The following is a 24709-nucleotide window of genomic DNA, read 5'->3' as shown; positions in this document are numbered from 1 at the left end:
ACAGGAGTGTAACCATGCCCAGAGGGCTGCAATTGGTCTTTATTGCCATCGGGCTGGTTATTATCGGTGTGTTACTGGTGTATATCTGGCGCCAATCCCGGCTGCTGTCCGAACAGCGGCTGCGCCAGAAGAAAACCGAGGAGTTTCAGGCCCGGCGTCGGGACGAAATGATTGAAAGCATCCGGATTATCGCCATGGCGGTAGAGGAAGACCAGGTTGAGTATTCCGAGGCCTGTCTGAGATTCAAGGGTCTGCTGGATTACCTGGCCCCGGAACTACTGGAAAAGCCCCCCTTCCAGGTATTCCAGACGGTGCACGACAAGATTCAGCATATGCCCACCCATCGGGCGAGGAAGAATACCGACTCCGCGACCATCCGGGAAATGGACAAAGAACGGTTTGCGGTGGAAAGGGCGTATTCCGATGAAATCCGTCGGGCTGCTACCGCAATCCGCCATCATCGTTTTGACTGACGCCACGGTTTTGTAACTTTTTGTTACAGGTCGCACATCTGCGCGAAAAATATGTCAAAGCAAATCAATAGCTTTGAGCCCCAAGAGAAACTGACACCATGCTCATTTTTGTAATCTGCATGCGGTCACCTTTCCTTTTCCCGGAGCTTGTCTAAATTTAAAACAGGAGGCCGCTCCCACCACACTGGATCAGCCTCCCCGTTGTTTTCTCCTGACAAGTTTGGACGACTCTGCAACAAGCGGGTGAACTTGCCGGCCTCAAAGGCCGGCCCTTTTTTATGCGCCCTGGCTCATCATCCCGGCCATGGCCATGATGCTGTCTTTTCGCCGCACCAGCTCATCAAACTGTTCCTCAACCATTTCCCTGTCCAGCCCCAGCTCATCATAGACAGCCTGAGTTGCAGACTCACCCGCGCCCAAGGCAACACCCCGCTCGGTCAGCAACTGCCGCCCCAGCCACAAAAGACGGGCATATACATTGTGAGGCCCGTCATAGGCGGGATTCTTCTGGTAACGAATAGCCAGTGTCACCTCGTCCGGCATACCCCAGTTTTCCATCAACTGCGCGGCAATCTGCTCCCGGGTGATCCCCAGCAGGTAATGCTCGATGACACTGGAATCAATGTGCGGGTTCACCTCCAGCGAGCGGCAGACCAGCTTGAAATGCGGAGGGAACACCTGCGCCAGTACCAGATGCCCGAAGTTGTGGAGCAAACCGGCCAGATAGGCGAGACCAAACAGAGGTCGCTGCCCTCGAGGCATCATACTCGCGAGAATGCCCGCAGACTGAGCCTGCCAGATGGCCTGCTGCCAGTAATCAACATAACCGTCCGGGTGATCCTTCGGGTGCTTCAGGGCACGCCCCAGCGCCAGGCCCATGGCCAGGTTCATCACAAGATCAAAACCCAGTACCCGGGACACCGCATCGTGGACGGAACGCACCTGCCCTGCAGCGGCGTAGAACGATGATGATGCCCAACTCACGACCTGGGCTGCCAGGCTTGGGTCGCTCTCCACCACATCGACCAGATCCCCCATTACCGCATTGGGGTTTACCCGCAGATGAATGATGCGCTGAGCGGTCTCAGGCAACGGCGGCAGCTCCAGCGTATCCTCCAGTCGCTGCTGAATACGCAAGCCGGTGAACTTTTTGATGGCGGAATGCAGCTGGTCACGGTCGGCGGCGTGATTGTCAAGATTGACGGATATTTTCGCGGTATCCACCGCAAAATCGTGTCGGGCGGCCTTTGCCGTCAACTGGCGGAAATCTTCCCCCGGCATCATCAGGCCCAGGTCCTGTTCCCCCAACTCCAGCGCGACCGCCTCGAGTTCATCCACACGCCGGTCAACTACGGTCGGCCAACCGGTGAGTGATGGCAGCGCCGGCAACTCCTGAAGCCCGGCTTTCTGGCGGACCCGAACCTGCTCGCGCCGCTGCATCATTCTCAGATCCCGCCCCAGACGCTTGTTCAGGGCTTCCAGATCGAGCATATCGTTGCGACGGCAGATGGCCTGCAGATTACCTTGATCGTCGCTGAGCAGTACCATTCGGAGCAAATGGCCGGTATCAATCTGGCTTACGCTCCGGAACGATACACCGGGGGCGTTATCACCAAGTGCCTGCTGTACCACAACAGGAAGTTCCATAGCATTCTCCGGACAAAGGTTATCAATCAGTTTTCATGCATTTTGCAGTCATTAACGCGACATTAACAGGCCAATATCGGCCACGAGCACAGGCGTTATGAAATTCATGATCAACACTATACGTCGCCATAACGAATTTTCTCACCCAGCCACCGTCTGATAAGTGCTGAGACTACCCGAGGCTCCCTCATCAGGCTCGGAGCCATGTCACGAATGGGTTCAATCCAACCCTTGTCGCGTTCAAAATCGGCCAGGCGAAACTGCATCAAGCCAGTCTGGCGAGTACCCAGCACTTCTCCAGGCCCCCGAATCTCAAGATCCTTTTCGGCGATAAAGAAACCATCCTGACTGTCCCGCAGCGCCTGTAACCTGGCCTTGCCATTATTGGACAGGGGCGGGTGATACATCAGCACACAGAAACTGGCTTGTTCACCGCGGCCAACCCGGCCCCGCAACTGGTGCAACTGCGCCAGCCCGAGCCGCTCCGGGTTCTCGATAATAATCAGAGAGGCATTGGGCACATCGACGCCGACCTCGATCACCGTGGTGGCCACCAGCAAGTCCAGTTCACCGTCTTTGAAACGCTCCATTACCGCGGCTTTTTCCTGGGCTTTCAAGCGGCCATGCACAAGGCCAATGGACAGGTCCGGCAATCTCTCAACCAACTCCTGGGCGGTCACTTCCGCCGCCTGGCACTGAAGCGCCTCGGATTCCTCGATCAGGGTGCAGACCCAATAGGCCTGCCGCCCTTCCCTGCAGGCCTTACGTACCCGCTCAATGATGTCGTCCCGGCGGCTTTCGGGCAGCACAATCGTTTCGATGGGCTTGCGCCCCGGCGGCAGCTCATCAATTACGGAGGTATCCAGGTCGGCGTAGGCGCTCATGGCCAAGGTTCGCGGTATGGGGGTCGCCGTCATGATCAACTGGTGTGGAGCCAGGGTTCCGCCAACCCCTTTTTCTCTCAGGGCCAGCCGCTGGTGCACGCCAAACCGGTGCTGTTCGTCGACAATCACCAGCGCCAGGCGCTGGAATACCACATCATCCTGAAACAGGGCATGGGTACCAATGGCAATCTGCGCACGGCCCTCGGCGACCGCAGTCAATGCTGCCTGTCGGGCTTTGCCTTTCACCTTCCCCGACAACCAGGCCAGTTCCACACCCAATGGCTCCAGCCAATTGCGGAAGTTCTGATAGTGCTGCTCCGCCAGAATCTCGGTAGGTGCCATCAGGGCAACCTGGGCGCCGGCTTCAATGGCTTGCAGGGCCGACAAGGCGGCAACCACGGTTTTACCCGAGCCGACATCTCCCTGAACCAGTCGCAGCATCGGCACCGGCTGGCTCAGATCCTGCCGGATATCGGCCATAACGTGGCGCTGGGCACCTGTAAGGCTGAACGGCAGCTGCTCCAGAAATCGCTCGACCCGATCTCCCGCTGGCAGTAACGGCAAGGCCTCCCGGGCCTGAATCTGCTCCCGCACCTGCAACAGGCTAAGCTGATGCGCCAGCAGCTCTTCCATCACCAGCCGCTGCTGAGCCGGGTGTTTTCCTTCGACCAGCAGATGCACCGGGGCGCCGGCCGGGGGCAAATGCACCAGGCGAACCGCCTCGGTAATGCCAGGCAACTGGTAGTCCGCCAGCAACGCCGGTGGCAGCCAATCCTTGATAGGATATCGGTCAAGATAGGCCAGGGCCTGCTGGCACAGTCCCCTGACCCGGGGTTGTTGAATGCCCTCGGTCAGCGGATACACCGGCGTGAGCGTTGCCTGGTCGGCCGGCGGCATGGCAGGAGGATTGGTCTGGTATTCCGGATGGTAGAATTCGTAGCCGGCCCGGCCCGGGCGCACCTCGCCGAAACAGCGCACTCGGGTGCCTTCAGAGAGCTGGTTTTTCTGGGCGGCATTGAAGTGAAAAAACCGCATCACCAGAAAACCGCTGTCATCCCGCAGCGTCACCTGCAGGCTGCGCCGGCGGCCCATCACCAGATCGGCCTTCATGACCTCACCTTCCACCACAGCAATATCGCCAATGCGCAGGCTGCCCATAGGCACCACGCGGGTGCGGTCTTCATAACGGTAGGGAAGATGGAACAGGAGATCCTGAATGGAATGGATACCCAGCCTGGCAAGCTTTTCCGCCAGGGCGCTTCCGACGCCCTTGAGCTGGGTTACCGGGATGTCATCCAGTGACGTCATACGGCCCTCAGGCGCTTTCGGCAACCGCCGGTGTGTCGGTTTTGGCTTTTTCAATCACCCGGCACTGGCTCGCCGCCAGCGACAGTACGTCTATGGCCTTCGGCCGGGGGAAGGTTACCCGCCAGGCCAGCGCCACGGTCCGGAACGGAACCGGCGCCGCAAAGGGCCGCACGGCAAGGATATCTTCCTGGTATTTTATGGCGGTGGCGGCCGACAGCGGCAGTACCGTAATACCCAGACCGGAGGCCACCATGTGCCGGATGGTTTCCAGCGAACTGCCCTCGGTCACCAGCTCCGGTCTGCCGTTATCCGCCCGTTTGGTGATGGCATCCACCAGGGGCGGACATGACTCCAGCACCTGATCCCGGAAACAGTGGCCAGGCCCGAGCAGTAACAATTGCTCTTTCGCCATCTCTTCGGCCGTCACCTGCTCCTTCTCTGTCAGCGGATGATCCGCTGGCAGGAGCACCACAAACGGCTCATCGTAAAGCGGCAGGGTTACTACTTCCGGCTCTTCAAACGGCAGGGCAATGATGATGGCATCCAACTCTGAGTGCCGCAGCTTCTGGCGCAGGCTGGCGGTGTAGTTCTCTTCTATGTACAGGGGCATGTCTGGCGCCGCTCTGCGCAGCTCCGGTAATAAATGCGGGAACAGGTAGGGGCCGATGGTATAAATCGCGCCGACCTTCAATGGCGAATTGAGCTGATTTTTGCCGTCCTGGGCCATATCCTTGATCACGCCCACCTGGTCCAGAACCCGCTGGGCCTGCTCGATGATACGCTGGCCAACTTCTGTCACCCGAATACTGCTTTTGCTGCGTTCGAACAAGGGGATACCGAGCTCATCCTCCAGCTTTTTAACCGCTACGCTAAGGGTCGGCTGGCTAACGTGACAGCGCTCTGCTGCGCGGCCAAAATGCCTTTCCCGGGCAAGCGTAACAACGTATCGTAACTCGGTGAGGGTCATGGTGAGCTCCGGTTGGCGTACTCAGGTCGAAGTTTCACTTACTTTATCAGCCAAAGGATAAGGATTGAAATTGTCTATGGCAATGACTGATGACAAGCAAAAGGCACAAATTCTGGTGGCGGGCTGCGGCAAGCTCGGGGGCGATATCGCCACGGTTCTGCTGGACGCCGGAGACGTATACGGGCTGCGCCGCAACCCGGATCGGGTCCCTCAGGGAGTGACCGGGATCGGGGCAGATCTGACCCGCCCGGAATCCATGGCCGGCAAGCTTCCGGAACACCTGGACATCGTCGTCTATTGCCTGACGCCATCCAGCTACGACGAAGAGGGTTATCATCAAGCCTATGTCACTGGCCTCAAGAACCTGCTCAACGTCATCGGTGAGCAATCCCTCAAACGGCTGATCTTCATCAGCAGCACCAGCGTCTTTGCACAGAATGATGACAGCTGGGTCGATGAGAACAGCCCTGCCGATCCGGACCGGTTCACTGGTCAACAAATCCTCCAGGGCGAACGTACCGCCCTGAACAGCGGGCATCCAGCCACCGTTGTTCGCTTCAGCGGCATTTATGGCCCCAGCCGTCAGCGTTTTCTTGAGGAAGTCCTGGAGGGCCGCATGAACCCCCAACCACCCGCGCCTTTCAGCAATCGCATCCACGAAGTGGATGCCGCCAATGCCGTGGCATGGCTTGCGCAAAAAGCTCTGAAGGTGGATGACCTGGAACCATTGTACGTGGCCAGTGATTGCGAGCCGGTTCGACTGGACGAGGTAGTTGACTGGGTGCGGGCTCAGGTGCCGTGCAAAGCCCCGGTGGAAGGCGCCCGTAAAGGCGGGCGGGCCGGCAGCAAGCGCTGCAGTAATCGGAAACTGCTGGAGAGTGGTTTCGAGTTCCGGTACCCCGATTATCGGGCGGGGTACCGGGAGATGATCAGCAAGCTCTGACGCTTAGCTGAGCACCATAACGGCTTCCATTTCCACCGGAACGCCTTTGGGCAGCGCGGCTACACCCACGGCGGCGCGTGCCGGATACGGCTCCTGGAAATAGGTCGCCATGATCTCGTTAACGGTGGCGAAGTTGGCCAGGTCCGTCATGTAGATATTCAGTTTGACGATGTCCTTCAGCTCGCCACCGGCCGCTTCACACACGGCTTTCAGGTTCTCGAACACCTGGCGGGTCTTGGCGGCAAAGTCGCCCGCCACCACTTCCATGGTTTCCGGGTCCAGCGGAATCTGGCCAGACAGATACACGGTGTCCCCGGCTTTAACAGCCTGAGAGTAGGTACCAATCGCCTGAGGGGCGTTTTCGGTCTGGATAACAGATTTGTTGGTCATGACCTGCAATTTCCTCTTTTCCAAAACGCCAATCGTCACCTTTGGGCGTAGCCACTGTCAACCACGCAAAGGTCTCAGTGCCGAACCCGGCCGATATGGGTCACTGCACGAATGTTCCGGACCCTGCGCATCACCCGCGCCAGATGCTTGCGGCCATTCACATGCACCACAAGGCTGACGATGCCGAAGCGCGCGTTCTGGTCTTCCACACTGATGCGCTCGATGTTGCCGTCTGCCATGGCAACGGCGTTCGCTACCTCGGCAATCACCCCGCGCTGGCGCTCCAGCTCAACCCGAAGCTCCACCGAGAATTCATCGGTAATGTCCTTGGCCCACTTCAGGTTGGTCAGCCGGGCACGGCCTTCATCGTCCTCCGGCAGGCGGGAACAGGTGTCTGAATGAATTACCATGCCATTGCCGGAGTCCATCACGCCGACCACCGGGTCCCCCGGAATGGGCTTGCAACAATTGGCAAAGCGCACCAACAGTCCTTCGGTACCGCGTATGGTGACGGCGCCCTGCTTGCTGTCCGGGGCATTTTCCAGGTTGGCGGGCGCGTCCAGCACTTCATTGCCGGACACCAGTTGGCGGGCCACCAGATAGGCCATACGGTTGCCCAGGCCAATGTCGCTGATCAGATCATCAAAGCTGTTGACCTGGTTGTGATTAACCACCGCCTGCTTCTGGGCATCGCTGATATCCGACAGCTTGGCGCCAAAGCCCTTGAGCGAGCGTTTGAGCAGGGTGCGGCCCAGCTCCATGGACTCGGCCCGCTTACGGGTTTTGAGCACATGCCGGATACTGCTTCGGGCTTTGCCGGTCACCACGAAACTGAGCCAGGCAGGGTTCGGGCGGGCGCCCGGTGCGGTGATGATTTCCACCGTCTGCCCGCTTTGCAGCGGTTGGCTCAACGATGCCAGATTGCGGTTGATGCGACACGCCACAGAGGCGTTGCCGATATCGGTATGAATCGCATAGGCGAAGTCCACCGGGGTGGCCCCGCTTGGCAGCTCCATGATCCGGCCCTTGGGCGTAAACACATAGATCTCGTCCGGGAACAGGTCAACCTTGACGTGTTCAATGAACTCCATGGAATCATCCGCGCGTTCGCGCATTTCCATGAGCCCCTTCACCCACCGATCTACCCGGGATTGATTGATGGTGGTCACGCCGGAGGCTTCGTTTTTGTACATCCAGTGGGCAGCAATACCATTGTTTGCAATGTGCTCCATTTCCTCGGTCCGGATCTGGATCTCGATGTTCACGTGCATGCCGAACAGGGTGGTATGGATGGACTGATAGCCATTCGACTTGGGCATGGCAATGTAGTCCTTGAAACGCCCGGGCAGGGGTTTGTAAAGACTGTGTACGGCGCCAAGTATGCGATAACAGTTGTCCTCGGTATCCGTAATAATCCTGAACGCATACACATCCATGATTTCATGGAAGGATTTCTGCTTGAACTTCATCTTGTTATAAATGGAGTTCAGGTGTTTCTCCCGCCCCAGAATGCGGCCCGGAAGCCCACGCTCCTCCAGCTTTTCCTGCAGCTTTCCCCGGATGTCTTCAATGATCTCCCGGTGACTGCCACGAAGCTTCTCCACCGCCTTGGAAATGTACTTGGCGCGCATGGGATAAAGCGAGGAAAAGCCCAGATCTTCAAGCTCGGTACAGATGGAATGCATGCCCAGGCGATTGGCAATGGGCGCATAGATATCGAGGGTTTCAGTGGCGATACGCAGGCGCTTCTCGTACGGCATGGGGCCAAGGGTGCGCATGTTGTGCAGGCGATCCGCCAACTTCACCAGAATCACCCGGATATCCTTGGCCATGGCCAGGGTCATCTTCTGGAAGTTTTCCGCCTGGGCCTCCGCCCGGGAGCGGAACTCAATCTGGGTCAGTTTGGAGACACCATCCACCAGTTCGGCCACATCGTCTCCGAACTGCTCCGCCAGCGCGTCTTTCGGGATACCGGTGTCTTCAATGACATCGTGCAGCATGGCGGCCATCAGGCTCTGATGGTCAAGCCTGAGGTCGGCAAGAATTCCGGCCACAGCCAGGGGGTGGGTAATGTAACGGTCGCCGCTTTTGCGCATCTGGCCCTCGTGGGCCTGCTCGGCGTAATAGTAGGCCCGTCGCACCTGATTGATGCGATTGGTATCGAGGTAGGAACTGAGTTCTCTGGCCAGTTCTTCTACCGTTGCCTCTGCTGCGACCACCGCGCCTCCATCGTTCTCAGTGTACCGGGGACAAAAAAGCCCGAATGCGTGCATCCGGGCTTCCGTTGTCCTTCCTGGCAGGTTCTATAGTTACACTATAAAACTGCGGAGGCAGATTTCAATGCTTCTCAATTACCGGCACGTATTTTTACGCATCGCCGGCAACCGGACGAACTCAGTCGTCGTCTTCTTCCAGCAGAAGATCACGGGTCACCTTGCCTTCTGCAATTTCACGCAGGGCAATAACGGTCGGCTTATCATTCTCTTCCGCAACCATCGGCTCGGCACCCTTGGTGGCGATCTGGCGGGCGCGTTTGGTGGCCAGCATGACCAGCTGGAATCGGTTATCTACGTTTTCCAGACAATCTTCAACGGTAACTCGTGCCATTATCTTCCCCGAACAAAAAGAATCACTGATTTAGCAGACCGCGTAGTTTACTGGCCCCGGCTCAATTTGTATACAGTGAAAACTACCATCACCCGTGAGCGGACAAGTCCCGCAGCAACTCACCGTGGCGAACCTGCTGGGTGGCCATTTTCAGCCGCTGACTGCGGACAATGGCCAGCAGATCAGCTAATGCCACGGCAAAGTCATCGTTGACCACCAGGTAATCAAACTCGACCGCGTGCCGGCACTCTTCCTCCGCCTCCGACAGCCGCCGTTCGATGACTTCCGGCGCGTCAGTACCACGGCCAACAAGCCGCTGGCGCAGGATTTCAGCCGAGGGCGGCACAATGAAAATGCTCACACATTCCGGAATCAGCCGGCGCACCTGTTCCGCCCCCTGCCAGTCAATCTCCAGGATCACATCCTGCCCGGTAGCGAGAGTTTCCCGCACCCACACCTGGGAGGTGCCATAGTAGTTGCCGAAAACATCCGCATGCTCCAGGAAATCACTCCGGGCAATCATGGCCTCGAACTCATCCCGGCTGATGAAGTGATAGTTCACGCCATCCTGCTCTCCATCGCGCATCGGGCGAGTGGTGTGGGATACCGACACCCCCAGCCGGGAATCCTGACGGAGCATTTCCGACACGAGGCTGGTCTTGCCCGCGCCGGAAGGAGCGGAAATCACAAACAGGGTACCCTGCCCACCGGCCTGCTTCATGGCTTGAAGACTCCTGAACAACAGTTTGCGGCCAACACGCATGGCCAGAAAGCGGCAAATTATACGGGGTTTGACTTATCTCCGCATCCCGGCCCGGGTTCAGCTGTTAGTATGAACGCAAACACCCACAGTAAACGGATACCGCCATGGAAAAACTCCTGATCATCATGGATCACCACCATAAAGACCAAACCGCCCTCGCCCGTGGCGTGGCACTGGCCCGGGCAACGGGCGCAGCGGTGGAGGTCGTGGCGTTTGTGCATGAATATCTGGATGCACTGCCGGGCGATCCGGAGGTACAACAACGGGCCCGACAGGCGCTCATGGAACATCGCCAGAAATGGCTGGAACAGATGCTGGCGCTGGCCGATTGCAATGATCTGAAGATCCATGCCCGAACGGTCTGGGAAAAGCACATTCACCTGTGGGTAATTGCCCAGTGCCAGAAAGAGAACGTTGGTGTCGTGGTAAAGACGGGCCATCGCTCAGAAACCTTCCTGTATACCCCAACCGACTGGCACCTGATTCGCGAGTGCCCGTCACCGGTGATGCTGGTGGCGGAGAACAAATGGAACAAGGCTCGGCCAATCCTGGCGGCGGTGGACCTGAGCTCCGACAAACCCGTGAAGAAAGCCCTGAACAATCGCATCATTGATCGCGCCTGGCATCTGGCGAATGCTCTGGAAACAGAGCTGCACCTGGTGCACGCACTTCATACCTCGGTGGTTCTGGCCGACCTGGACATCATCGACCCTGTGGTCCACGCCAGAAAACGGGAAGCGGCCCTGAAACCGCAGATTGAGCACCTGTGCAACACCTGGCACCTGGCGCCGGAGCAGGTTCATCTCGAAACAGGCCCCGCTCAAAAGGTCATTCCCAGTGTTGCCAACCGGATCAAGGCCGACATGGTCGTCATCGGCACCACTGGCAAAACCGGCCTGACCGCCCGGGTCATCGGCAACACGGCCGAAAAGGTGCTGACGCATTTGCGGACCGACCTGCTCGCCATCAAGCCGTCGGAGTAAACCGCAAGAACGCCGGGGTAGCACCAACCGCCCCGGCTTATACCTCATTCCAGATTCTGCACCTGCTCCCGCATCTGCTCGATCAACACCTTGAGATCCACCGCAATACGGGTAACCGCCGCATCGATGCTTTTGCTGCTGAGGGTGTTGGCTTCGCGGTTCAGCTCCTGCATCAGAAAATCCAGGCGCCGGCCGATAGCATCGTCATTCTTCAAGGTGTCGGCAACCTCACTGATGTGGGCATCCAGCCGGTCCAGCTCCTCCGCCACATCACTTTTCTGGGCCAGCATGACCATTTCCTGGGCTACACGCTCCGGATCCAGCTCCACTTTCGCCTTCTCAAACCGGTCTTTCAGATTCCGCTCCTGGGCGGCCAGCAGTTGCGGCATTTTCTCACGCACCTCTGCCACCAGCTTACCCATGGTGGCCAGACGATCCTCGAACAACGGTCTCAGACGCTCGCCTTCCCGTTCGCGCACACTCGTCAACTCAGCCACGGTATCGGCAAACAGATCTGCCGCTGCCTCCTTCGCCGCGCTGTAGTCCTTTTCGGGCAGAGACATCACCCCCGGCCAGCGCAGAATATCGAGCGCATTGATGTGGGCCGGGTTATCCAGCATACGGTTGATATGATTGGCCGCCTCATTCACAGCCCGGGCCATCTCATCACTGATTTCAAAGCCCTGGACATCACTCTCGGCCGACTGCAGGCGCATGGAGATATCGACCTTGCCCCGCTTCAAGCCCTGCTTGCGCAATTCCTCCCGAAACCGGTTCTCAAGCTCACGAAAAGCCTCCGGCAATCGGAACGAAGGTTCCAGATAGCGGTGATTCACCGTACGAATCTCACAAGTAAGAGTACCCCAGTCACCCTGGGCGTCCTTGCGGGCAAAAGCAGTCATGCTGCGGATCATAGTGACTCCAGTGTTCGTCAAAGGAACATCGAGTTTAACAGGCAAACACCCGGAGCGGCGAACCCGACCAAAGGGGCACGCAGCCTCCCCCGCCGGTCGCTTGCTACGTGCTATACTCGTTGCCCTTTCAAAACGCCCGACCGGCACCAGCCGGACATTCATATTCAGAAACAGGACACACTATGCGACCAAGCGGCAGAACGCCTGAGCAACCCAGAGACGTCCGCATCACCCGGAACTACACGCGCCACGCCGAAGGCTCGGTATTGGTGGAATTCGGCGATACCAAGGTGATCTGTACTGCCTCTGTCGAGAACAAAGTGCCACCGTTCCTGCGCGGCGAAGGCAAAGGCTGGATCACCGCCGAGTACGGCATGCTGCCCCGCTCCACCGGCAGCCGCATGGGCCGGGAAGCTGCCCGTGGAAAACAGGGTGGCCGCACCGTGGAAATCCAGCGCCTGATCGGCCGCAGCCTGCGCGCCGCAGTGGATCTCGAAGCGCTGGGCGAACACACCATCACCATAGACTGTGACGTGATCCAGGCCGACGGCGGCACCCGCACTGCTGCGATCACCGGTGGCTGCGTGGCCCTGGTAGACGCGCTGAATCACCTGGTAAAAGAGAAACGCCTGAAGAAATCACCTCTCAAACAGATGGTGGCGGCGGTATCTGTCGGTGTCTACAAGGGCACCCCGGTAGCCGATCTGGACTACCCGGAAGACTCCGAAGCTGAAACTGACATGAACGTGATCATGACCGATCAGGGCGGTTTCATTGAAATTCAGGGTACTGCGGAAGGCGCACCGTTCGAGCAAACGGAGCTGGATGCCATGCTTGGCCTTGCAAGAAAAGCGATTAACCAGTTGTTTGAAATTCAGCAAGAAGCCCTGGAAGGCTAAATCAGAAGTCTGGGGCGGCGTTGCGGAAAGCCTCCCCCAGAATTTCGGAGGCCATGGATGGCCGGAGAGAAGCGCACATGGATGTGCTCGTAGCGGTTCTGGGGGAGGCTTTCCGCAACGGCGACCTCCCCCGGACACGCGACCGACGATCTCAAAGCCTAGAACCCGATCTCGATATCGTAATCCATGATCACAGGGGCATGATCAGAGAACCGGGTCTCGTCATCAATCCAGCCATCGCGAATGGTCTTTCGAATACCCGGCGTCAGCAGGTGATAATCCACCCGGATACCCGCTTTCTTACGGGAACCCTCAGTCTGCTCCGGCCACCAGGTGAACTGATTGCTCTGCTTGTTGATCTCGCGGAACGCATCAATACAGCCCATTTCATCAAACAAACGATCCAGCCATGCCCGCTCATGGGGCAGGAAACCGGAGAAATCGGTCTTGTGATAAAGCGGGCTTGCGTCGGTTACATGATGAGCGGTCTGAAGATTCGCGCATAGAATAAACTGACGACGTTTGCGCAGGGTTTTCTGCATATGAATGCCAAAGGCTTCCATGAACTCGTCTTTGTGATCGAGCACTGTCAGGTCGTCTTCACCGATCAGTTCTTCCTCGCGGCCGAGGGCACAGGGCGCGAGCACGCAGGCAACGGAAACCTTGTCGAAGTCGGCCTGGATAAAGCGGCCTTCCCGGTCTGCCTGCTCATTGGCAAAGCCATACATGATGGCCTTCGGGAAATGACGGGTGTAGATGCCGACACCACCGTGTTCGTTCAGTTCACCATCAATGAAGTAGGCCTCGTAGCCTTCCGGAATCAGGTTCCTGTCTTCAATTTCGTAGGCGCGCATGCGGTGGTCCTGCACACAGACCACATCAGCGTCCTGTTCGGCAAGCCAGTCAAAAAAACCCTTTTCAACAGCCTGCTCAAGACCATTGACGCTGATTGATACTACCCGCATACGTGTTCCCTGATTCGGTTTGTGTGTATGATACCGTTTTTACGCTTTAATTAAAGATCAAACCCCGCCAGAAGCCTTGCCATGCATGACTATCAGCAAAAATTCATTGAGTTTGCCATCCAGCGGAATGTGCTGCGTTTTGGAGAATTCACACTCAAATCCGGGCGCACCAGCCCCTACTTCTTCAATGCCGGACTGTTCAACACCGGAAACGACCTGCTTGAGTTAAGCAAGGCCTATGCCGCTGCGATAGCACGCAGCGGGCTGGATTATGACATCATTTTCGGGCCTGCCTATAAGGGCATTCCGTTGGCCACGGTAACTGCCATGGCACTTGCAACAGACGGTAACAGCAAACCTTTTGCCTTTAACCGCAAAGAAAAGAAAGATCATGGTGAGGGTGGCAATATTGTTGGCGCCCCACTACAAGGTAAGGTACTGATTGTTGACGACGTGATTACCGCAGGCACGGCCATCCGGGAATCTATCGACATCATCCGGGCCGCCGGAGCCGAACCGGCCGGCGTGCTGATTGCTCTGGACCGACAGGAAAAGGGCAACGGTGAACTGTCCGCCATCCAGGAAGTCGAGAAAGAGTTCGGCATCCCCGTTGTCAGCATCATTCGTCTTGAACAGGTACTGGACTACCTGAAGTCCAATCCGGAATTTGCCGGCCATGCGGAGAACGTGGCCAGCTACCGGGACCGCTACGGAGTCTGATGAATGCGTCACCATCTGACCGTTTCTCCTGTTGTTGCCGGCGTTGCGGCCTTCGGACTGCTGTTTGCGGCCGGCGCCCAGGCAACCATGTACCGTTACACAGATGAAAACGGACGGCTGGTTATCAGCAACACCATTCCCCAGGAAGCGACCAAACGTGGTTACGATATCCTGAGCAACAACGGCCGGGTGGTCGAAACCGTTGCCCCCGCCCCCACCGCGGAAGAAATCGCCGCCCGGGAAGCCGAGAAAGAGCGCCAGAAGCAACTGGAACTCCAGCAGGAGCAGGATCGTCTGCTGCTGAAACGTTTCAGCCATCCGGATCAGGCTGTGCGCGCCATGCATCGCAAGATCCGCGAACTGGAGGGCATTATCCAGCTGAAGCGCGGGAACATTTCAGTAATTTCCAGCCAGCTCGACAGCGAGCAGAGCCGCGCGGCGGATATGGAGCGCGCCGGCCGGGACATCCCGGAAACGACGCTGGAGAAAATCCGCAGGCTCGAAGCCCAGATTCGTGATATCGAACGGGAGATTTCCGCTCAGCGGCAGGATATCGGCGAAATGAAAAGGGCCTACGAAGAAGACATCAAGCGCCTGGAAGAAATCACCGGGGAGACACGAACACTCCCCCTGGAGCCGGAAGAAAACTAAGCTCCACTAATGACAAAGGGCGCTCAACCGAGCGCCCTTTGCGTATGACTCACCAACTCGCCGAATCAAGCAGTGGCGGCAGTGGTTTTCTTGGCCGCAGGCTTGCGAGCAGTGGTCTTGCGCGCAGCCGGCTTCTTGGCCGTTACGGACTTCTTGGCTTCCTGAGCGGCCTCTGAAACATCGTCGGCTGCCTCTGAAACAGCGTCCGCACCTTCGGCAGCTTCTTTTTCCAGCTTCGCAACCAGCTCAGCGGCGAAGTTGCCAAAACGGGAGTTCAGAGCGCGCAGCTGCTCGAACAGATCCTTGGAGTAGCCGTTGTAACGCTTGCGCAGGGTTTTGACGCTGTATTCACGGGCTTCCGCTTCCAGCTTTTCTGCGTAATCAAACGGCTTGGACGCCAGCTTCTTCTGCTGCTCTTCAGCCGCGTTAATGCCTTTCTCAACGATGTCTTGCAGCTGTTCCTGGTAGGATTTCAGTTTACCCATGATGGTTCTCCCTGTTTTCCGAGTCGTTGCGGCACCGCGTTTTGCAGAGCCTTTGGTAACTTTCACCTACCAAAGTACGGTTAAAAATTAGAATGTTCATACTAAACACAGATACGGGTTTTTACCGATTATTCACTTGATCACAGAATACTCGCTGGCATAATCGCACACTATTTTAACGAAGCCCGTCTCCCGGTTGTATTCAGGCTCCATACGAACGAATACCAGAGGGTGCACCTGCAGCGCCCCGTATGCGAGTAGTTATGAACAGATTTCCCTATCCGGGCCAGCTGTTGCGCACAGCGGCCATGATCCTGGGCGTATGCGCCGCCATTTTTCTGGCCGGCTGCCAGGAAGACACGCGAGCCAGTAAACTGGATTCGAAACGCGCTTCGGAGGTGGCAGACAGCCGCCTCAAACAGGCGCAGGGCGACCTGCTTGCCACGCTCGGCCAAAGCCAGCCGGACGACCAGAAAGCGGAACCGCCAACCGGCGCCGATACCCCGAAAACCCTGGTATGGAATCCGCCGCTTACCCGTGAAGATGGCTCGGCACTGACACCAGGCCAGATTGCCGGTTACCGCATTTACTACCGATTGAAACATCAGGACAGCTTCAGCGTCATTCCGCTGAACGATGGCAGCAAAACCCGATACACCCTGTCGGAGATGCAGCCCGGCGCCTACGAGTTCTCGATCACCACCATTGACGTGGATGGCCTGGAAAGCCGGCGCTCAGACCCGGTTGAGGTCAACCTGATCTGAGCGGAAGGAGGGGTTACCAGCGGAAGATCACCCAGCTGGGCACCAGCAGGTCGGACTCGGTATCCTGAACCCAGCCACCGCCGTCGGCCGGCACCAGGTAGTACTCCGGGCCAATTTCAGGCACCACTTTGATCTCCATCAGCTGGCCATTCACCCGGTACTCATAGAACACTTCCTTCTCGCCAGGGCGAATAACAATCTCCGCACCACCCTCCGGCGGCTGGTAATCGGAAATGACCACTGGCTCCTGCGGGGTAACCACCGGAGTGGCATCCAGTGCCCCTTCATCCTGAGCCAGCAACGGCGCAGAGAAGCAGCCCCACAGCAGGGCGGAACAGGCGAATCGTTTCATTTTCGTGGTACCCTTTGGTTCATCTTTCTGGCTAGAGTTGCACAAGCCAATCCACGCTTCAATCAGAATCCGGACCTGTTTTGATATGACTGAACAAACCAACCCTCCCGTGGTTCTGGTGGACGGATCGTCTTACCTGTTCCGTGCCTACCATGCCCTGCCGCCACTGACTACCAGCAAGAATCACCCGACTGGCGCCATCAAAGGCGTAATCAGCATGTTGCGGCGGATTGAACAGGACTTTCCGGGCTCAAAAACCGTGGTGGTATTTGATGCCAAGGGCAAGACTTTCCGGCACGACATGTATGAGGAATACAAAGCCAATCGCCCCCCCATGCCGGATGATCTGGCGGTACAGATTGAACCCATTCACGAGATTGTCAGGGCGATGGGATTGCCGCTGTTGATCGTGCCCGGCGTCGAGGCCGACGATGTCATCGGCACCCTGGCCCATGAAGCCACCAGCAAGGGCATCGATGTAGTCGTGTCTACCGGCGACAAGGACATGGCTCAACTGGTCAGCGACCACGTTACCCTCATCAACACCATGACCGAAACCGCCATGGACCGGGATGGGGTGATTGAAAAGTTTGGCGTTGCCCCGGAGCAGATCATTGATTACCTGGCGCTGGTGGGCGACAAGGTCGACAACATTCCCGGTGTAAACAAATGCGGACCGAAAACGGCCGTCAAATGGCTGCAGAGCTACGGCAACCTCGACAACCTCATTGAGCATGCCGACGAGATCAAAGGCAAAATCGGCGAATACCTGAGGGAAGCGACCGACACCTTGCCCCTGAGCCGGGAGCTGGCCACCATCCGGACCGATGTGGAACTCGAATTCGGGCTGGAAGACCTTCAGGAACGCCAGCAGGACGACGCCAGTCTGTTGGAGCTCTTCAAAGAGTACGAATTCCGCAGCTGGATCGCGGAACTGGAAAACGGCTCGTCATCAGACGACGCTTCCGCGAGCAACCAGCCACAGGTGAAAACAGCGGTAGAAAAGCAATACCAGGTCATTACCGAGCAGGCGGACCTGGACCAGTGGCTGAAGAAACTTAAAGACGCCGATCTGTTCGCCTTCGACACCGAAACCACCAGCCTCCGCTACATGGATGCCGAAATTGTCGGCGTTTCGTTTGCCGTTGAGCCGGGAAAGGCCGCTTACGTGCCACTGGGCCACGACTACATGGGCGCCCCGGAACAACTGGACCGTGACTCGGTACTGGAACAGCTGAAGCCGCTGCTCGAAGACCCGAAACACAAAAAGGTCGGGCAGAACCTCAAGTACGACAAAAACGTGCTGGCCAACCATGACATACAGCTGGAGGGCATCGCCGAGGACACCATGGTGGAGTCCTACGTACTGAATTCGGTCGGCACCCGCCACGACATGGACAGCCTGGCCCGAACCTATCTTGATGAAGAAACCATCACCTACGAATCGATTGCTGGCAAAGGTGCCAAGCAACTGACCTTCAACCAGATCGATCTGGAAAGAGCGGGGCCCTACGCCGCCGAAGACGCTGACATCACCCTGCGCCTGCACCAGACCCTCGCCCCGAAGCTGAAAAACACCGGCAAACTGGAATCTGTCTACCGGGAAATCGACCTGCCGCTGGTCCCGGTGCTGTCCCGGATGGAACAGCGGGGCACCCTGATCAGTGCCAGCACGCTGCGCCAGCACAGCCAGGAACTTGCCGAGCGCATGGCTGAACTGGAGAAGGAAGCGCACGAGGTTGCCGGCGAAGCTTTCAACCTGGGCTCCACCAAACAATTGCAGGCCATCCTTTACGACAAACTTGGCCTGCGGGTCATCAAAAAGACCCCCAAGGGCGCCCCGTCCACGGCCGAGCCGGTTCTACAGGAGCTGGCGCACGAGCACGAGCTGCCCCGGCTGATTGTCGAGCACCGCAGCCTGAGCAAGCTAAAGTCCACCTACACCGACACCCTGCCCGAGCTGATCCACCATCGCACGGGGCGAGTGCACACTTCCTACCATCAGGCGGTAACGGCGACAGGACGTTTGTCTTCATCGGAACCCAACCTGCAGAACATTCCGATTCGGACCCAGGAAGGCCGACGCATACGCCAGGCATTTATTGCCCCGAAAGGCTACAAGCTGCTGGCCGCCGACTACTCCCAGATTGAGCTTCGCATCATGGCCCACCTCTCTGGCGACAAAGGCTTACTGACTGCGTTCGAACACGGCGAAGACATTCACAAGGCCACTGCAGCCGAAGTCTTCGGCGTGACAGTGGATGAGGTAACCGGCGACCAGCGTCGGAGCGCCAAGGCGATCAACTTCGGGCTGATCTACGGCATGTCGGCGTTCGGCCTTTCGCGCCAGCTGGAAGTGGACCGGAAAACCGCCCAGGAATACATCGACCGGTATTTCGAGCGTTACCCCGGCGTACTCAAATACATGGACAACATCCGCAAACAGGCCCACGACGACGGTTACGTGGAGACACTCTATGGCCGCCGCTTGTACCTGCCGGAGATCAACGCACGTAACAAGCAGCTGCAGCAGGCCGCCGAGCGCACTGCCATCAATGCGCCCATGCAGGGCACGGCCGCCGATATCATCAAGCGGGCCATGATTGAGGTAGACAACTGGCTGCGCCGCGAACACGCCAACGATGCCTGCATGACCATGCAGGTCCACGACGAACTGATCATCGAAGTTCGCGAAGAAGCCGTAGACAAAGTCAAAGAAGGCCTGGTCAAGCGCATGTCCGCCGCCGCCAGCCTGGATGTGCCACTGCTGGTGGAGGCCGGTGTGGGTGACAACTGGGACCAGGCTCACTAAAAACCCGCAACTTCGGATAACGCCCTGTTTCTGAACAACATCCCGCTTCCGGGCACAGAAACAGGGCAGGCTCTCCGCTCACACTCTCGCAGACACCAGCAAAGACGGCCATCGGCACTGAGGCACGAATTCTGCATTATCTTTCGATGTCTCGGGGCCCTTCGCCCCATGCAGTGACACCAATGCGAGGTCCAAGCGATGAATTCCGCAACCAGCGAACGCAACTGGCTGTTCGACCCCAGTCTCCTGAAACTCGTGCATCAGTGCCGCCGGCTTATCCAGTCTGAATTCGGCGTAAAACTGCACCTTAACGAAGATGGCCTGGAGCAACACCTGGCCGAGTACGCCCGTAAAACCCGTTCAAAGCATCTGGTTCATACCTGGGAAGCGCTTAAGCAGAGAGTGCCGGAGCTGAATACCGCCAATATCGAAGAGGAAATTGCGCCACGGATGTACCGCGGACAACCCATAGCGGAGGAAGGTGCCAAAAAAGCTGCGGCGGAAATGTCGGGAACTGACTGCCCCCGGCAGAAAAAGGTGATCTACCGGGGCCAGGTGGTGGGCTGATTCCGGAAGGAATCAGCCTCAGAGGGCTATTCGAGAATCAGAAGGCTTTGCTGACTTCGAATGCGGCGCTCCAGGCGCTGAGTTCATACTTGGCCTTGTAATAGCTCGGGTCTTCGATATTGGTTCCCGGTAGATTCGCGACCTGATCCGGGTTTGCGTGCTGGTAGTTGCGCTCGGTGAACGAAGGATCGTCCGTGAACAGCAAGGTACCTACTGCAACATCCACAGTCCACCCGCTCTGAACATCCTTCCACTGCGCACCCAGGGTCAACCAGTGACGATCACTGGATGGAATCCTGGCGGTCAGGTAATCATCCACCGGAGACTCATCCCAGGCATAGCCAGCTTTCAGCGCCCATTCCGGGGTTGCCTGCCAGATGCCACCCACATTGAACTGCCAGGTGTTCTTCCACTCTTCGGTGATGTGGCTGAGGATAGCTCCTTCCTGGGGTGCATTGGTTACTGCACCACCGGATTCACGGCTGACGATGTCAAGCTCCTCGAAGCGACTCCACCGTGCATAAGTGGCACCAGCCAGCAGCGTAATGTCATCGGTCAGACGATGGCGAGCACCAACCGTAATGGCCTCCGGAATCGCCAGCGGTACCTCTACCTTTTCGCTCAGTGTTGTCGTCACACCGGGCTGCCCGGGAACCGGCACACCGCTGATTTCCGCGTCGCCTTTGAGTTCGAGCTCTGTGCCTGTCTGGGCACTCAGACCAAACTGTGTTCTGTCATCGAGTTCGTAGAGAAAACCCACACGGAAGGTAACACCAATATCGTCCCCTTCAATGTCCGCATATGGGTCGTCCATCCCTGCCACGGTCTGGCGGGCGAACTGGTCAGCCTGAGCCATCGGTAGGCCCTGACCCAGCGCCGCTTGCAGAGCTTGCGGATACACTTGCCCGGCGAGGTCCTGAGAACGGGTCAGACGTCCTTCGGCATAAATAACGTTGAGGCCAATGCCCATTGAAAGGCCTTTGCCGTTGTTCACCGAGAGCGACGGAGTGAAAGCAATCGCGGTCAGCTCGGTCTTGTCAGCAAAAAACCGTCCGACGAAATCATCCTCATAGTCTGCCGCCAGGCCATAAGGAGCATGAATACCAAAGCCCACGTCGATGCTGTCGTTAACCTCATGGGTCATGTAAAAGTTTGGAAGGACAGCAGGATCCGCAATATCGCCGCCGAGCTCGCCGTCGGCCATAACCTCAACACCGGGGACATTGCGACGCGCTTCAGCGCGCTTTGCCTCAGCATCAATATCCAACACCGCCGCACCAAAGGAAATATTGGTACCAGACAGCTGGCTCATACCGGCCGGGTTAAACAGAACCGTGGTGGCGTTTTCGGGGTTGGCGGCAGCGCCGGCATTGGCCACGCCCATCTGGCTGGCGCTCTGCTCGTTCAGGGAAAAACCGCCGGCCAGAACACTGGCTGGTGCTGCTACGGCTGCCAGCGTCGCCAAACGGATCGCTTTTACGAGTGCGTTGGTATTTTTGTGCATGGTGTCTCCTTTTTTAGAATCGCGCGGAGTATACGCAGCACATGGCAACTGCCTCAAATGCCAAAGCTACTGGTTCGCGCCGCTAACCAATTACAACTTTGGTATTAGATGCCGCCCCCGCTGAACGGGGGCGGAAGACGAGGACGTCAGTCATCCTGAATGGTGAGTTTGTCGACCGAGGAAGACAGCTTGTCTGCACCCTGGGCGTCAGCACCCAGCTTGATCATCAGGCGCAGATCGTTGGCGGAATCTGCGTGCGCAAGGGCATCTTCGTAGGTGATGGAACCCTCCGCATACAGCTTGTACAGAGCCTGATCGAAGGTCTGCATGCCAGACTCGTTCGATTTTGCCATCAGCTCTTTGAGTTTGTGCACTTCGCCCTTGCGGATCAGGTCTGCCACCAGCGGGGTGTTGATCAATACCTCGATAACCGCCTTACGCCCCTTGCCGTCCGGCGTGGGAACCAGTTGCTGGGCGACGATGGCCTTCAGGTTCAGAGACAGATCCATCCAGATCTGGTTGTGCTGCTCCGGCGGAAAGAACTGGATAATCCGGTCCAGCGCCTGGTTAGCGTTGTTGGCGTGCAGGGTGGCCAGACACAGGTGGCCGGTTTCGGCGAACTGAACCGAGTATTCCATGGTCTGGCGTGTCCGCACCTCACCAATCAGAATGACATCCGGCGCCTGCCGCAGAGTGTTCTTCAGAGCCACCTCAAAGCTTTCGGTATCAATACCCACTTCCCGCTGGGTCACGATACAGCCCTGGTGTTGATGCACGAATTCGATCGGGTCTTCGATGGAGATGATATGGCCGCGACTGTTGCGGTTGCGATGGCCAAGCATGGCCGCCAGCGAGGTGGACTTACCGGTACCGGTTGCACCCACAAACATGATCAGGCCACGCTTGGTCATGGCCAGATCCTTGATGATCTCCGGCAGCGACAGATCGTCAATCTGGGGGATTTTCACCTCAATCCGGCGAAGCACCATGCCGCAAAGGTTGCGCTGGAAGAAGGCCGACACCCGGAAGCGGCCAATGCCCCGGGCACTGATGGCAAAGTTGCATTCGTGGGTTTCTTCAAACTCGGCGCGCTGTTTGTCATTCATGGCGCCGTAGACAAACTCCCGCGTCTGTTCTGGCGTCAGGGCATTCTTGGTAACGGGCAACACCTTACCGTTCACCTTCATGCTGGGAGGCACCCCTGCTGTAATAAACAGGTCTGAACCACCCTTTTCTACCATCAGCCGTAACAGTTTCTCGAATTCCATTTTTCTACCCAGTTTTCAGTATCAGAAGTTATCCGGCATCTTCGCCTTGGCCCGCGCAGCCTCGCGGGAGATCAGACCTTTCTGAAGCAAGCGCTCCAGGCACTGGTCCAGCGTCTGCATACCCAGGGAACCACCGGTCTGAATGGCCGAGTACATCTGGGCGATCTTGTCTTCCCGGATCAGGTTCCGGATGGCGGCGGTGCCGATCATGATTTCATGGGCGGCAATACGGCCACCGCCCATTTTCTTCATCAGGGTCTGGGAGATAACCGCTTGCAGTGATTCCGACAGCATGGAGCGAACCATGGACTTTTCTTCCGCAGGAAATACATCCACTACCCGGTCGATGGTTTTCGCGGCGGAGGTGGTGTGCAGGGTGCCGAATACCAGGTGGCCGGTTTCAGCAGCGGTCAGTGCCAGACGAATGGTTTCCAGGTCCCGGAGCTCACCTACCAGAATGATGTCCGGGTCTTCCCGCAGGGCAGAACGCAAGGCTTCGTTAAAACCCAGGGTATCCCGATGCACTTCCCGCTGGTTCACCAGACACTTTTTGGATTCGTGCACGAATTCGATCGGATCCTCAATGGTGAGGATGTGCTCGTAGCGAGTATCGTTGATGTAATCCATCATCGCCGCCAGGGTGGTGGACTTACCGGAACCGGTAGGCCCGGTTACCAGTACCAGACCACGAGGCACGGAAGAAATATCCTTGAAAACCTGGCCCATGCCCAGATCTTCCATGGTCAGAACCTTCGAGGGGATCGTACGGAATACCGCGCCAGCACCACGGTTCTGGTTAAAGGCGTTAACCCGGAAGCGGGCCACGCCGGGGACTTCGAACGAGAAGTCGGTTTCCAGGAACTCTTCGTAGTCCTTACGCTGCTTGTCGTTCATGATGTCGTAGATCAACCCGTGCACTTCTTTGTGCTCCATGGGGGGCAGGTTGATCCGGCGCACATCGCCGTCGACACGAATCATTGGGGGCAAACCGGCAGACAGGTGCAAATCCGACGCACCCTGTTTGGCCGAAAAGGCAAGCAGTTCAGTAATATCCATAGGATTCCTCGGAGGGCTTTTTCTTTTAGTCCAGAAGCGGCAAACTCACATTATGAGCAGCATAGCAGACAACATCGGGAGCGTAACCCGACGCATACAAAAAGCAACATTGCAGGCTGGCCGGGAGCCCGGCAGCGTGCGCCTTCTGGCGGTGAGCAAGACCCGCCCGGCGGAGGATCTGAAGGCCGCTTTTGAGGCCGGCCAGGTCGCGTTTGGCGAGAACTACCTGCAGGAAGCCCTGGACAAAATGCAGGCGCTCTCCGGCATAGAGGGTATAGAGTGGCATTTCATTGGCCCGATCCAGTCCAACAAAACCCGCCAGATTGCCGAAGCCTTTGCCTGGGTTCACAGTGTGGATCGATTGAAGATCGCTCGCAGGCTCAGCGAACAACGGCCAGAGACCCTGACGCCGCTCAATATCTGTCTGCAGGTGAACATCAACAATGAGGACAGCAAGTCCGGCTGCACGCTGGACGAGCTTGATGAGCTGCTCGAGGCCATTGGCGAACTGCCCAATCTGCGCCTGAGGGGATTAATGGCGATTCCGGACCCGGACCAACCCGAGGCCGAGCTGCGGCTGAGCTTCCGGAAGCTGGCCTCCACCCTGACAAAGCTGCGGCAGGACCATCCTGAAGCCGGCCCACTGGACACCCTCTCCATGGGCATGTCCGATGATCTGGAAATGGCTATTGCCGAAGGTGCCACCTGGGTTCGTGTCGGTACGGCCCTGTTCGGCGCCCGCCCGGCCAAACACAGCCAGAGCTGAACGCTGCGGTTCCTGCTATCA

The 24709-nt window shown here is 57.7% G+C and carries 24 protein-coding genes; 10 read left to right on the top strand and 14 right to left on the bottom strand.

Annotation, left to right across the window (positions count from 1 at the left end; translation table 11 throughout):
- Positions 1-14 precede the first annotated feature (14 nt).
- Positions 15-473: a DUF2489 domain-containing protein gene (locus ACF8YQ_RS02240; RefSeq protein WP_141068045.1), complete on the top strand. Its 459-nt coding sequence runs from the start codon at positions 15-17 to the stop codon at positions 471-473.
- 276 nt (positions 474-749) lie between these two features.
- Here ACF8YQ_RS02240 and ACF8YQ_RS02235 read toward each other — a convergent pair whose 3' ends face one another.
- The 3 genes from ACF8YQ_RS02235 to ACF8YQ_RS02225 all read right to left on the bottom strand — a co-directional run bounded on the left by ACF8YQ_RS02235 (position 750) and on the right by ACF8YQ_RS02225 (position 5279).
- Complete coding sequence (locus tag ACF8YQ_RS02235; protein ID WP_396622487.1) at positions 750-2120, bottom strand: HDOD domain-containing protein; 1371 nt, start codon at positions 2118-2120, stop codon at positions 750-752.
- A 116-nt stretch (positions 2121-2236) separates the two neighbouring features.
- Positions 2237-4312, bottom strand: coding sequence for an ATP-dependent DNA helicase RecG (gene recG / locus ACF8YQ_RS02230; protein ID WP_396622486.1), 2076 nt, complete (start codon positions 4310-4312; stop codon positions 2237-2239).
- 7 nt (positions 4313-4319) lie between these two features.
- Entirely contained in the window at positions 4320-5279 is a 960-nt protein-coding gene (locus tag ACF8YQ_RS02225) for a hydrogen peroxide-inducible genes activator (protein ID WP_011784172.1), read from the bottom strand.
- Between the two features lie 76 nt (positions 5280-5355).
- Here ACF8YQ_RS02225 and ACF8YQ_RS02220 point away from each other — a divergent pair, with 76 nt between their 5' ends.
- Positions 5356-6222, top strand: coding sequence for an NAD-dependent epimerase/dehydratase family protein (locus ACF8YQ_RS02220; protein ID WP_396622485.1), 867 nt, complete (start codon positions 5356-5358; stop codon positions 6220-6222).
- A gap of 3 nt (positions 6223-6225) precedes the next feature.
- Here ACF8YQ_RS02220 and ACF8YQ_RS02215 read toward each other — a convergent pair whose 3' ends face one another.
- The 4 genes from ACF8YQ_RS02215 to gmk all read right to left on the bottom strand — a co-directional run bounded on the left by ACF8YQ_RS02215 (position 6226) and on the right by gmk (position 9940).
- Positions 6226-6612: a RidA family protein gene (locus tag ACF8YQ_RS02215; protein ID WP_011784170.1), complete on the bottom strand. Its 387-nt coding sequence runs from the start codon at positions 6610-6612 to the stop codon at positions 6226-6228.
- 74 nt (positions 6613-6686) lie between these two features.
- Positions 6687-8885, bottom strand: coding sequence for a RelA/SpoT family protein (locus ACF8YQ_RS02210; RefSeq protein WP_396622484.1), 2199 nt, complete (start codon positions 8883-8885; stop codon positions 6687-6689).
- Positions 8886-9006: 121 nt separating this feature from the next.
- Positions 9007-9219, bottom strand: coding sequence for a DNA-directed RNA polymerase subunit omega (gene rpoZ / locus ACF8YQ_RS02205; protein WP_011784168.1), 213 nt, complete (start codon positions 9217-9219; stop codon positions 9007-9009).
- Positions 9220-9307: 88 nt separating this feature from the next.
- The gene (gene gmk / locus ACF8YQ_RS02200; protein WP_396622483.1) at positions 9308-9940 is read right to left on the bottom strand and encodes a guanylate kinase; all 633 of its coding nucleotides are present in this window, start codon (positions 9938-9940) and stop codon (positions 9308-9310) included.
- Positions 9941-10086: 146 nt separating this feature from the next.
- Between gmk and ACF8YQ_RS02195 the strand changes: the two genes are divergently transcribed.
- A complete protein-coding gene (locus tag ACF8YQ_RS02195; protein WP_396622482.1) occupies positions 10087-10965 on the top strand; it encodes a universal stress protein in 879 nt (292 codons plus the stop codon).
- 44 nt (positions 10966-11009) lie between these two features.
- Here the strand turns inward: ACF8YQ_RS02195 and ACF8YQ_RS02190 are convergent, their stop codons facing one another.
- Positions 11010-11879 (bottom strand): YicC/YloC family endoribonuclease, encoded by an 870-nt coding sequence (locus tag ACF8YQ_RS02190; RefSeq protein WP_206856137.1) that lies wholly within the window; start codon positions 11877-11879, stop codon positions 11010-11012.
- 182 nt (positions 11880-12061) lie between these two features.
- Between ACF8YQ_RS02190 and rph the strand changes: the two genes are divergently transcribed.
- Positions 12062-12778 (top strand): ribonuclease PH, encoded by a 717-nt coding sequence (rph, locus tag ACF8YQ_RS02185; protein WP_121208275.1) that lies wholly within the window; start codon positions 12062-12064, stop codon positions 12776-12778.
- A 158-nt stretch (positions 12779-12936) separates the two neighbouring features.
- On the opposite strand, the gene ACF8YQ_RS02180 is transcribed toward rph, so the two are convergent.
- A complete protein-coding gene (locus ACF8YQ_RS02180; protein WP_011784092.1) occupies positions 12937-13743 on the bottom strand; it encodes an exodeoxyribonuclease III in 807 nt (268 codons plus the stop codon).
- 81 nt (positions 13744-13824) lie between these two features.
- Here ACF8YQ_RS02180 and pyrE point away from each other — a divergent pair, with 81 nt between their 5' ends.
- Both pyrE and ACF8YQ_RS02170 read left to right on the top strand, forming a co-directional pair.
- Positions 13825-14463 carry an orotate phosphoribosyltransferase gene (pyrE, locus tag ACF8YQ_RS02175; RefSeq protein ID WP_011784091.1) on the top strand — a complete coding sequence of 213 codons (639 nt, stop codon included), beginning with the start codon at positions 13825-13827 and terminating at the stop codon, positions 14461-14463.
- A 3-nt stretch (positions 14464-14466) separates the two neighbouring features.
- Entirely contained in the window at positions 14467-15114 is a 648-nt protein-coding gene (locus tag ACF8YQ_RS02170; RefSeq protein ID WP_022992161.1) for a DUF4124 domain-containing protein, read from the top strand.
- 65 nt (positions 15115-15179) lie between these two features.
- Here the strand turns inward: ACF8YQ_RS02170 and ACF8YQ_RS02165 are convergent, their stop codons facing one another.
- Positions 15180-15599 carry a hypothetical protein gene (locus ACF8YQ_RS02165; protein ID WP_224850870.1) on the bottom strand — a complete coding sequence of 140 codons (420 nt, stop codon included), beginning with the start codon at positions 15597-15599 and terminating at the stop codon, positions 15180-15182.
- A 263-nt stretch (positions 15600-15862) separates the two neighbouring features.
- Between ACF8YQ_RS02165 and ACF8YQ_RS02160 the strand changes: the two genes are divergently transcribed.
- Positions 15863-16363, top strand: a complete 501-nt coding sequence (locus ACF8YQ_RS02160) for a fibronectin type III domain-containing protein (protein WP_396622481.1) — start codon at positions 15863-15865, stop codon at positions 16361-16363.
- Between the two features lie 13 nt (positions 16364-16376).
- Here ACF8YQ_RS02160 and ACF8YQ_RS02155 read toward each other — a convergent pair whose 3' ends face one another.
- Positions 16377-16715 (bottom strand): DUF2782 domain-containing protein, encoded by a 339-nt coding sequence (locus tag ACF8YQ_RS02155; protein WP_011784087.1) that lies wholly within the window; start codon positions 16713-16715, stop codon positions 16377-16379.
- Between the two features lie 85 nt (positions 16716-16800).
- On the opposite strand from ACF8YQ_RS02155, the gene polA reads away from it, so the two are divergent.
- Together polA and ACF8YQ_RS02145 are read left to right on the top strand one after the other, a co-directional pair.
- A complete protein-coding gene (gene polA, locus ACF8YQ_RS02150) occupies positions 16801-19527 on the top strand; it encodes a DNA polymerase I (protein WP_396622480.1) in 2727 nt (908 codons plus the stop codon).
- A 198-nt stretch (positions 19528-19725) separates the two neighbouring features.
- Positions 19726-20094 carry a hypothetical protein gene (locus tag ACF8YQ_RS02145; protein WP_396622479.1) on the top strand — a complete coding sequence of 123 codons (369 nt, stop codon included), beginning with the start codon at positions 19726-19728 and terminating at the stop codon, positions 20092-20094.
- A gap of 37 nt (positions 20095-20131) precedes the next feature.
- On the opposite strand, the gene ACF8YQ_RS02140 is transcribed toward ACF8YQ_RS02145, so the two are convergent.
- The 3 genes from ACF8YQ_RS02140 to ACF8YQ_RS02130 form a co-directional block, all read right to left on the bottom strand.
- On the bottom strand, positions 20132-21598 hold the full coding sequence (locus ACF8YQ_RS02140; protein WP_181861288.1) for an OmpP1/FadL family transporter: 1467 nt from the start codon (positions 21596-21598) through the stop codon (positions 20132-20134).
- 146 nt (positions 21599-21744) lie between these two features.
- Positions 21745-22866, bottom strand: a complete 1122-nt coding sequence (locus ACF8YQ_RS02135; protein ID WP_011784083.1) for a PilT/PilU family type 4a pilus ATPase — start codon at positions 22864-22866, stop codon at positions 21745-21747.
- Positions 22867-22887: 21 nt separating this feature from the next.
- The gene (locus ACF8YQ_RS02130) at positions 22888-23922 is read right to left on the bottom strand and encodes a type IV pilus twitching motility protein PilT (protein ID WP_011784082.1); all 1035 of its coding nucleotides are present in this window, start codon (positions 23920-23922) and stop codon (positions 22888-22890) included.
- A 52-nt stretch (positions 23923-23974) separates the two neighbouring features.
- Between ACF8YQ_RS02130 and ACF8YQ_RS02125 the strand changes: the two genes are divergently transcribed.
- The gene (locus ACF8YQ_RS02125) at positions 23975-24688 is read left to right on the top strand and encodes a YggS family pyridoxal phosphate-dependent enzyme (protein ID WP_396622478.1); all 714 of its coding nucleotides are present in this window, start codon (positions 23975-23977) and stop codon (positions 24686-24688) included.
- Positions 24689-24709 lie beyond the last annotated feature (21 nt).

This window comes from Marinobacter sp. W-8, assembly GCF_044342215.1.
GTDB lineage: Bacteria > Pseudomonadota > Gammaproteobacteria > Pseudomonadales > Oleiphilaceae > Marinobacter > Marinobacter nauticus.
This window is presented reverse-complemented; position numbering and strand designations above follow the sequence as displayed.